The following is a 10,033-nucleotide window of genomic DNA, read 5'->3' on the forward strand; positions in this document are numbered from 1 at the left end:
ATTGCTATTGCTATTGCTATTGCTATTGCTATTGCTATTGCTATTGCTATTGCTATTGCTAGCCAATTATACTCTAAACTCCATTGTTACAGTATCTTCTGTTTGATCTTGACCATCCATATATGCAATAAGTCTTTCTAGTTCTGCTTCAGAGGAGAAGGCAATTTCAATTTTGCCTTGTACTTTTTTGCCGGCACGGAACTTGATATTCACAGGAGATCCTAGACTCAGTTTTAAGCGGTCCATTAAAGCACGAACTTCTGCCGTACTTTGTGGTTTCCCAGCTTTAGTTTTAGGCGATTTGTTTTGCATAGACTTAACAAGAACCTCTGCCTGTCTAGCACTTAACTCCCCTTCTTTAATCCGTTCAGCTGCTTCTATTTGTTGAGCTGCACTTCTTAACGCCAATAATGGACGAGCTTGACCAACAGTCAAATCACCTTCTATAAGATCTTTTTGTACAGAATCACATAATTTTAAAAGACGAACCATATTAGCAATATAAGAACGACTACGACCAAGTCGAGCAGAAATCATTTCTTGGGTTTGTTTATAGGTATCCATCAAGCCTTGGTAAGCCAATGCTTCTTCAATTGGATCCAAACCTTCCCGTTGTAAGTTTTCTACAAGAGCAACCTCTGTCATCTCTTCTGTATTATATTTTTTTACTATAACTGGTACTGTTTTCAATCCAGCAATCTTAGCAGCACGGTAGCGGCGCTCACCAGCTACAATTTGGTATTTATTATTTTGTTTGCGAACAACAATAGGTTGGAAAATACCAAGATTCTTAATCGATTCTGCTAATGTAGCTAAACTGTCTTCGTCAAACGTTTTACGAGGTTGATCTACATTTGGAACTAGCTCAGAAATCGGCAGTTCATGTATCTCCTTATCAGGCAATACAGACTCTACAGAGTCAACTTTCATTAAATTCTCAAGGCCCTTCCCCAATCCGGACGCTTTACTTTTCTTGCTTTTTACTTCTCTTGGCATATAACTAACCTCTCTCGACCTTACAGATCTATTTATTATTTTACATATAAGTAAAATCCAGCATCAAATATCACATAACTATTTTGTTAAGCTTCTATATTAAACTTTAGATGTATATTAAGCCTTAGACGCTTTGATTACCTCTTTAGCTAGCTTCGTATATACATCAGCACCTTTAGACTTTGCATCATATACAATAATTGGCTCCCCATAACTAGGAGCTTCACTAAGGCGTACATTACGAGGAATAATTGTTTTATATACTTTACTGCCAAAGAACTTCTTAACTTCATCAGCTACTTGAATAGATAAATTTGTACGACCATCAAACATAGTCAACAATACGCCTTCGATTTCTAGATCTTTATTAGATGTTTGTTGTACAATTGTTATTGTTTTAACTAACTGACTAACCCCTTCTAATGCGTAAAATTCAGTTTGAATAGGAATCAGCACACTATCAGCTGCGGTGAAAGCATTTAAAGTAAGCAATCCAAGAGATGGCGGACAATCAATGACAATGAAATCATATTCATCACGCACTGGTGCCAACGCTTTTTTCAACATTGTTTCACGTGAAACAACGGAAACTAACTCTACCTCAGCACCAGCTAATTGAATTGTTGCGGGCGCCACAAATAGGTTTTTAAGCATTGTAGACTGAACAATATCAGCAATAGGTTCCCCATCAATTAGAACATCATGCACACAAAGCTCTAAATCATCTTTTTCAATGCCTAAACCAGAACTAGCATTACCTTGCGGATCTAAGTCTACAAGCAAGACCTTTTTACCAGCATCAGCTAAACAAGCACTTAAATTTACTGATGTTGTAGTTTTACCAACACCGCCTTTTTGATTAGTAATAGCTATAACTTTGCCCACTTAATTCACCTCACATCTTCGTTCAAAATATTTCTTTTTTATTATAACATAAAATAACGATAATTATGGTAATTACAAATCAAATTCTTATATATTTATTTATCAACTATGTTATTATTCTACTTTTATTTATATTATGCTAAACATCTTATTAACAAATCGATTTTTTAATATAGTTTATATAACAGATATAATAATTGCTAATACAAACAGATATAATAGTTGCTAATACAAACAAATATAATGCTATAACTATAGCAATAATTAATATTGACATTACAATAAATACTTCACAACAAATAATATGGTATAACTACATACTGTATAACTTAACTTCTAATATATTTATGTTTAATATTGTTTCACGTGAAACAATGTTTTGCTGTAAATATTTTTATTACAAGAAATAAAAAATCATACCAAAAAATCTATAAAGTTTGTAAGCCAATGTTTCACGTGAAACATTTAAAAATTAAAATTCTAATACTAGATCATTAATTTAAAAAGCGTACAAAAAATTTTATAGTAAAAAAACATTCTTTCAATACAAACATATGCCAACAGTAAAATATATACAAAAAATATTTTACATCATTTTACTATATAAATTGTTTCATTACTTTTATAAAGCTAATAAAAAATAGAGCATAAGCAAGTAAGCATTTTTCATCGGCAAGACATTATATTATTAAGCATTTATAACCCTGTATTAGAACTATATCTAATAAATTGTTTCACGTGAAAGAATTAATATATTCTTATAGCATATTATTTATACATCAAACGATCAAAAAATACATTATATTATTCAGAATATTACTATTAATTACTGTTAATAACTTTTGCAATCAAAAAGTATTTTGATATAGCTTGAAACTATATCTATATAACACTAAATTATATGAGAATATAGGCTCCATATGCTTTGACAGGCATTCTTCATATCTATATACTATTAACTAGATAGTAATTAGATTGATAATTTTTAATATCATTTATTCAAAAGTAATTATTTTATAAGATTTATATACACAATAAATAATAGTAAGCAAACGCTCTACGGATACGCAGAGCTTTTTATTTTGAAGAGGAGGCGTTTCAATGCCCATCTATAACGGAATGCTTCCTGCCATCGATAAAGCAGAAGTAAAACGATACGCAGGACTTCGTCACGCTGAGGATTTCCCACAAAACTATGTTGACGAAGCATGTAAGGAAATCCAATTATTAGCAACACCTAAGGGTGTATATCAAGAATATGATTACGATGCAGAAACAAAAACTATTTTAAGTAATCCACCGCTTAAAATTGAAGGGTCTATTATTGAAAAACACTTAGAAAAATCTACTAAGGTATACGTGTTAGGCGTAACAGTAGGTGAAGATGTAGAAATTCGTAGTGAGCAGTTATTTAAACAAGGTAACTATACGGTGGGTTTATTACTTGATGCAGCTGCTACAACTGCAGTAGAGCAGGTAGCTGATCAGGTAAACGAAGTAATCAATACGATTGCTAAGAAACAGGGGTATAAGCCAACATGGCGTTTTAGTCCTGGTTATGGCAATTGGCCACTAGAGATTCAACCTGAATTAGCTAAAATTATTAAAACCGAGCTAATTGGCTTACAAGTTACAGAGAACTATTTATTATTCCCACGTAAATCTGTAACAGCTATTATTGGTTTAATGCCAGCAAATGAAGATATTAAAACAAAAAGAGGTTGTACATCTTGTTCACAACAAGACTGCGCTTCTCGTAAATTACCAAAGAAAGCAACAGTTAACGACCAAGATAGGGGAGAAGAGGATAGTAGCAAAACTACTGCCGATATTTCTGGCATCGCTATGAAAGGTCAACCAACAGAGTGATGTTTCACGTGAAACATTTTAATTTTAAAATATTAAAGGAAGATGTTTATGTATATATTTGACGGTGCTATGGGCACAATGCTTCAAGCTGCAGGCTTAGAAGAGGGCTATTGCCCGGAGCTATTTAACGTAGAAAGACCGGAAGTTGTAAAGAATATTCATGCTCAATACTTACAACATGGCAGTGATGTAATCACAACAAATACGTTCGGCGCTTGTGGGCTTAAACTAGAAGATTATGACTTACAAGATCGTGTAAGAGAAATAAATATTGCTGCTGTAAAAGTAGCCAAAGAATCGATTGCAGAAGTTAAACCATCTGCTCGTGTAGCTGGCTCTATGGGTCCTACAGGTCGTTTCTTACAACCATTAGGCAATATGAGCTTTGATGATATTTACGACACATACCGCGAGCAAGCCGAGGCTTTAATCGAAGGTGGTGTTGATTTCATCATCATTGAAACCATTATTGACGTACAAGAAATGCGTGCCGCTTTATTAGCATCTTTAGATGCTCGCGAAGCAGCAAGGAAAACAAAAGAAGATGTACAAATCATCTGTCAATTTTCTTTCAGTGAAGATGGACGTACTATTACTGGTACACCGCCAGCTGTAGCAACTTCAATCGTTGAAGCTATTGGTGCTGATATCATCGGTATTAACTGTTCTCTAGGACCTGAACAAATCACACCGCTAATCGAAGAGATTGCAAGCGTTACAAACTTACCAATCAGCTGTCAACCAAATGCCGGTATGCCACAACTGATTAATAAACAAACTGTATTCCCACTTACAGCAGAAGAAATGGGACCATTGATGCTTGATATCGTTGATGCAGGCGCTAGTTATGTTGGTGGTTGCTGCGGTACGACACCAGCTCATATCCAATCTATTTCCAATGCCGTAAAAGCACATACACCTAAAAAGCGTGCTCATATCGAACCTAAAACAATTATTACAAGCCGTACTAGATTGTTAGAATTAGGTCACAATACAAAACCGCTTATCATTGGTGAACGTATTAACCCAACAGGTCGTAAAGTTCTCGCTCAAGAATTACGCGACGGCTCTTTCATTCGTGTAAAGCGCGATGCCTTAGATCAAGTAGAGGCGGGGGCAGACATCCTCGACGTAAACATGGGCGTAGCTGGCATGGACCAAACTCCATTGATGGAACGAGCAATCTTTGAATTATCCATGCTCGTTGAAACGCCATTGTCTATCGATACATTGGACCCAGCAGCTATGGAGGTAGCTCTTAAAAACTACCCAGGCCGCGCGCTTATTAACTCCGTAAATGGGGAAGAGGAGTCCATCACTCAAGTTATGCCTTTAGCTAAGCGATACGGTGCAGCATTGCTTTGCTTGCCATTATCCAGTGGTGACCTTCCTGAAAAAGCAGAGGACCGCGTTGCTTTAGCTGAAAGCATCGTAAATCGCGCGTATGGTTATGGTCTTCAACCACATGACTTATTACTCGATCCATTGGTATTAACGCTCGCCAGCGGTGAAGATAGTGCTCGTCAAACATTGCGTACACTACAGTTATATAAAGAAAAATTTGGCTTCCCAACAATAATGGGCTTGTCCAATATTTCCTTCGGTATGCCACAACGTCCATATTTGAATGGTCAATTCTTAACAATGGCTCTTGCATGTGGCTTAACAACACCGATTATGAACCCTCTAAATTATCCAGCAAAAAAAGCATTTGTATCCAGTACAACGCTTTTAGGTTGGGACCCAGGTTCTGCTGAGTTCATTAAAGAATACGGCTACGAAGACGAAACAAGTGCTCCTGGTAACGCTGCACCTAAAGGTCCAGAGAAAAAATCCTTCGATAGCAATGATCCTTTAGCAAATATCCGCGCTTGCGTAGAGCAAGGGGAGAAGGAAGCCATTGTTGAGCTTGTAAAGAAAGCCTTAGCTGACGGCATGGATCCATTAGATATTACGAAAAAAGGCTTATCTGAAGCGATGAACGTAGTAGGGGACAAGTTTAGTTCTGGTAAACTATTCTTGCCACAAGTAATGCTTGCGGCGGAAACAATGCAGGCTGCTTTCAACACCATAAAAGAAATTATTCCTGCTAGTGAAAGCCTAGATAAAGGCACGGTCGTTGTAGCTACAGTTAAAGGCGACATCCACGATTTAGGTAAAAATATCGTAGCAGCCTTGCTCGAAAACAACGGTTACAAAATTGTCGACCTCGGTAAAGACGTTGACCCAGAAGTTATCGTGCAAGCCATTAAAGATAACAAAGCGGCCCTCGTAGGTATTTGTTCCTTGATGACTACTACAATGCCACAAATTGACAATACCATCGCTGCTATCCGTGCAGCAGGCCTTAAAACTAAAGTCATGGTTGGCGGCGCCGTAGTATCTCAAGACTACGCAGACCAAGCGGGCGCAGATATCTACGCTAAAGATGGTATCGCTGCGGTTAACCACGCTAACGATTTCTTTGAAACATTAGAAAAATAATTTATAGTAACGAGGTACATGATGACATTAAGAGAGAAACATCAACAAGGGCAGTTTACCATTACTGTTGAATTGGATCCGCCTAAAAGTAGTTCTGCGGAAAAGATTTTTGAACAAGCGGCTCGTTTAAAAGGGAATGTGGATGCTATCAATATCGCTGACAGCCCTATGTCCAAAATGCGCATGAGCCCAATTTCTCTTTCTTACTTGTTGCAACACAACAAAGAGATCGAAACTATTTTCCACCTTACATGCCGCGACCGCAATATTATCGGTTTGCAATCCGAATTGCTTGGCGCAGCAGCGTTGGGCGTGCACAACATTTTGACCCTTACTGGTGATAAACCAGATAATGGGGACCATCCATTTGCACAATCCGTATTCGAAGTCGATTGTATGGGCTTGCTCAATATCGCTAAGACATTAAATGCAGGCAAAGACTTGGCAGGTAACGACTTAGACGTTCCTACAAGCTTTTACATCGGCGCCACTGGCAATCCTGGGGCACCAGATTTAGAAATTGAACGCCAAAAATTGGCTGCTAAAATTCAAAACGGTGCTCACTTCGTACAAACACAACCGATTTACGATTTAGAACAAGCAAAGCGCTACATCGATAAGATGTCTGAGTTCAATGTGCCTATCATGCTCGGCTTGATTCCACTTAAAAGCTTCAAAATGGCTACATATCTCCATGAAAAAGTACCTGGAATCAACCTTACTCAAGAAATCTTGGACCGCGTAGAAAAAGGCGGCAAGGAAGCGGGTACAGAAATCGCTATCGAAACACTTGAACAAATCAAGAAAATTGCTTCAGGCGTACATATTATGCCTTTAAATGATATCGATACAACGTTACATATTATTGACCACGTATAAATCATTTTAATGTTTGCATAGAATACCTTTCCCACGGACTCCAAAGCGAGCTAAGTCGTCCTTAGGGAAAGGTATTCTATTTTCATTTAAACTAATTAATCCTATATCAAAATAACTCCTCCTTATAATGTTGTTGTAAACGATATCATTTAATAGGTAGTGGGGAGGGGGATAGAAAACGAGCTAAGTCATTCTTAATGAAAAGGAAAGAGGATGCAAATATAAGATTTGCATCCTCTTTTTGTATTTGTATAGTATTATAAGTTTTTATTAGGTTTTTACGCCATATGTATTAGTAAAAATTATACTAATGGTTTATCTTTAATGTCTTTTGGTTTTCGTGGGTATTGTTTTGGTGTTTTCCCCGTTTTCTTTATATACAGGATTGCTCGTTTATCGTCCAAGGTTGGTAATGTAACGGTTCTTACTTCTTCGATAGTAGCTTTAAGTGTATTAAGGGCTTTATTAGATTCACCAACTTCTTCTTCGTAGATAGCGCCTTTTAAAGCAACTACGTAGCCGCCTTCTTTCACGTAAGGCACAGTCCATTCTAAGAGAATCGGCAAGCGTGCCACCGCACGGCTGGTGGCAATATCATAGCTTTCACGGTAATCTTGATGGCTCAAATCCTCTGCACGACCATGTAAAGTAGTACAGTTCGTCAGTTTTAGTTCATCTATAACCGATTCCAAAAAGGTAAGGCGTTTTTTTAAAGAATCAAACAAGGTAACCTTGAGGCTACGATCATAGATAGCCAATGGAATACCCGGGAAGCCTGCACCCGTACCGACATCAATAATGGACATGCCAGATTTGATGATTTCAGGATCATAACAGGAGAGAGAGTCAATCATATGCTTAACCACAACCTCTTTCATGTCTGTGATACCCGTTAGATTAAGATATTTATTTGTTTCAATCATACGTGCATAATACAAGTAAAAGTCTTTTGCTTGCTCTTCCGTACAGGGCAAACCAAAATGACTCATTTGCTCCATCATATATGAAACAAATTCAGACAGAGATGCTATAGGCACATCGTATTTTTCTTTCATAAGTACTCCTAATGAATTATCTAGTGTTTATTCGACAATAAGATCTGTAGGAAATATTTCTTAAAAAAGTTCATATAAATTGCATGTTATTACTTAAATTCATGTTATTACATGCTATTTTATTTACTTCTGTTGTATTGTTCAAGTTGAATTAATAGAACAGACACGTCCGCAGGGGAGACGCCAGAGATACGGCTTGCTTGGCCGATGGAGTGAGGGCGTATCTTGTTGAGCTTTTGTTGCGCTTCAAGAGAAATGCCCTTAATTTCTGTGTAGTCCCATTCTTTTGGAAGAATTTTTTCTTCTAGTTTGCGAACTTTATCGACTTGGTCCATTTGCTTTTTGATGTATCCTTCATAGGTAATGGAAATGTCGACAGCTTCCTCCACGTCAGGTGTATAGCGTTTCAAACCAAATGCATCGGCTACGATAGCATAGGAGAGTTCGTTACGTTTTACCAAGTCATACGCATGAATACCCGTTTTAATAGGTGCAGTGCCCAATGATTCAAGCAAGGCTTGCGTTTCTTTGGATGGATTTACAGGTGTATTTTGTAAAACCTCCATCGCTTCTTCAATATTAGCTTTTTTTGCTGTAAATTTAGCCCAACGATCGTCTTTTACAAGACCGATTGCACGGCCTTTTTCCGTAAGACGCATATCTGCATTGTCTTGACGAAGCAATAAACGATATTCGCTACGACTTGTCATCATGCGGTATGGTTCATTTGTACCTTTTGTTACGAGATCATCGATGAGAACACCGATATACGCTTCGGAACGAGCAAGAATGAAAGGCTCTTTGCCTTGAATCCACAATGCTGCATTGATACCAGCCATAAGGCCTTGGGCAGCAGCTTCTTCATAACCAGATGTACCGTTGGATTGACCAGCAGAGTAGAGGCCTTCAATATGTTTCACTTGAAGCGCTGGCGTCAATTGCGTTGGGTTCAAGCAATCGTATTCGATAGCATAGGCAGGGCGCATGATTTCAACATTTTCAAGGCCTGGGATGGTACGTAAGAACGCATATTGTACATCCATTGGAAGAGAGGTACTCATACCTTGTACGTACATTTCATTTGTTCCTGTACCTTCAGGTTCGACAAAGAGTTGATGGCGTTCTTTATCGGCAAAGCGTACCACCTTATCTTCGATAGAAGGGCAGTAACGAGGGCCAACGCCTTCGATTTTACCGCTGTACATTGGAGCACGATGAATATTACTATGAATGATTTCATGAGTTTTTTCGTTAGTATACGTCAACCAACATACGTCTTCGTTACGGTTGATCCATTCATCCATATAGGAGAAGGAGTGATGATGTGTATCGCCTTCTTGAACCACCATGTTTTCAAAGTTTAAAGTACGTTTATCGACACGTGCCGGTGTACCTGTTTTAAAGCGCATTAACTCAATGCCATTATCTAACAAGGATTGAGAAAATACTTCAGCCACCCGTTGTCCATTGGGACCGCCGACGTAATCAATATCGCCAATAAGGATTTTACCTTTTAAATAGGTACCCGTACAAAGAATTACCGCCTTGGCGCCGTAGAACTCGCCAAGCTCTGTGACGATACCTGTTACTTTGCCATCTTCAACCTTCAGCTCTGTCACCATGATTTGCTTAACATTGAGGTTCTCCGTATTTTCTACGGTTTGTTTCATCAAATGTTGGTATTTAATTTTATCGGATTGGCAGCGCAAAGAATGAACGGCAGGGCCTTTACCCATGTTGAGCATACGCATTTGGATTGCCGTAGCATCCGCGTTAATACCCATTTGACCGCCCAATGCGTCAACCTCTAAAACAAGATGGCTTTTACCAGGACCACCCACGGCAGGGTTGCACGGCATAAGCGC

At 38.1% G+C, this 10,033-nt stretch carries 7 protein-coding genes; 3 read left to right on the forward strand and 4 right to left on the reverse strand.

Translation table 11 applies throughout. The annotated features are described in order from the left end of the window. Positions 1–66: 66 nt before the first annotated feature. Both Q0507_RS06940 and Q0507_RS06945 read right to left on the reverse strand, forming a co-directional pair. The gene (locus Q0507_RS06940) at positions 67–996 is read right to left on the reverse strand and encodes a ParB/RepB/Spo0J family partition protein (protein WP_298714319.1); all 930 of its coding nucleotides are present in this window, start codon (positions 994–996) and stop codon (positions 67–69) included. Positions 997–1,113: 117 nt separating this feature from the next. Beyond that, positions 1,114–1,881: a ParA family protein gene (locus Q0507_RS06945; protein WP_298714322.1), complete on the reverse strand. Its 768-nt coding sequence runs from the start codon at positions 1,879–1,881 to the stop codon at positions 1,114–1,116. A gap of 1,101 nt (positions 1,882–2,982) precedes the next feature. On the opposite strand from Q0507_RS06945, the gene Q0507_RS06950 reads away from it, so the two are divergent. The 3 genes from Q0507_RS06950 to Q0507_RS06960 are packed head-to-tail and all read left to right on the forward strand — an operon-like array spanning position 2,983 to position 7,113. Further along, the gene (locus Q0507_RS06950) at positions 2,983–3,750 is read left to right on the forward strand and encodes a methionine synthase (RefSeq protein WP_298714324.1); all 768 of its coding nucleotides are present in this window, start codon (positions 2,983–2,985) and stop codon (positions 3,748–3,750) included. A 48-nt stretch (positions 3,751–3,798) separates the two neighbouring features. After that, complete coding sequence (locus Q0507_RS06955) at positions 3,799–6,234, forward strand: homocysteine S-methyltransferase family protein (RefSeq protein WP_298714327.1); 2,436 nt, start codon at positions 3,799–3,801, stop codon at positions 6,232–6,234. Positions 6,235–6,255: 21 nt separating this feature from the next. Next, positions 6,256–7,113 (forward strand): methylenetetrahydrofolate reductase, encoded by an 858-nt coding sequence (locus Q0507_RS06960; protein WP_298714337.1) that lies wholly within the window; start codon positions 6,256–6,258, stop codon positions 7,111–7,113. 302 nt (positions 7,114–7,415) lie between these two features. Here Q0507_RS06960 and rsmG read toward each other — a convergent pair whose 3' ends face one another. Together rsmG and mnmG are read right to left on the reverse strand one after the other, a co-directional pair. Next, positions 7,416–8,168 (reverse strand): 16S rRNA (guanine(527)-N(7))-methyltransferase RsmG, encoded by a 753-nt coding sequence (rsmG, locus tag Q0507_RS06965; RefSeq protein ID WP_298714332.1) that lies wholly within the window; start codon positions 8,166–8,168, stop codon positions 7,416–7,418. Positions 8,169–8,287: 119 nt separating this feature from the next. Next, positions 8,288–10,033, reverse strand: a 1,746-nt coding sequence (gene mnmG, locus Q0507_RS06970) for a tRNA uridine-5-carboxymethylaminomethyl(34) synthesis enzyme MnmG (protein WP_298714335.1), incomplete at its 5' end; no start/stop codon positions are given.

The organism is uncultured Veillonella sp. (assembly GCF_938010505.1).
Classification (GTDB): domain Bacteria; phylum Bacillota; class Negativicutes; order Veillonellales; family Veillonellaceae; genus Veillonella.

Coding starts and splice junctions, on each gene's coding strand:
- Q0507_RS06940 (WP_298714319.1), bottom strand. CDS start 996: ATGCCAAGAGAAGTAAAAAGCAAGAAAAGTAAAGCGTCCGGATTGGGG.
- Q0507_RS06950 (WP_298714324.1), top strand. CDS start 2,983: ATGCCCATCTATAACGGAATGCTTCCTGCCATCGATAAAGCAGAAGTA.
- Q0507_RS06955 (WP_298714327.1), top strand. CDS start 3,799: ATGTATATATTTGACGGTGCTATGGGCACAATGCTTCAAGCTGCAGGC.
- Q0507_RS06960 (WP_298714337.1), top strand. CDS start 6,256: ATGACATTAAGAGAGAAACATCAACAAGGGCAGTTTACCATTACTGTT.
- rsmG (WP_298714332.1), bottom strand. CDS start 8,168: ATGAAAGAAAAATACGATGTGCCTATAGCATCTCTGTCTGAATTTGTT.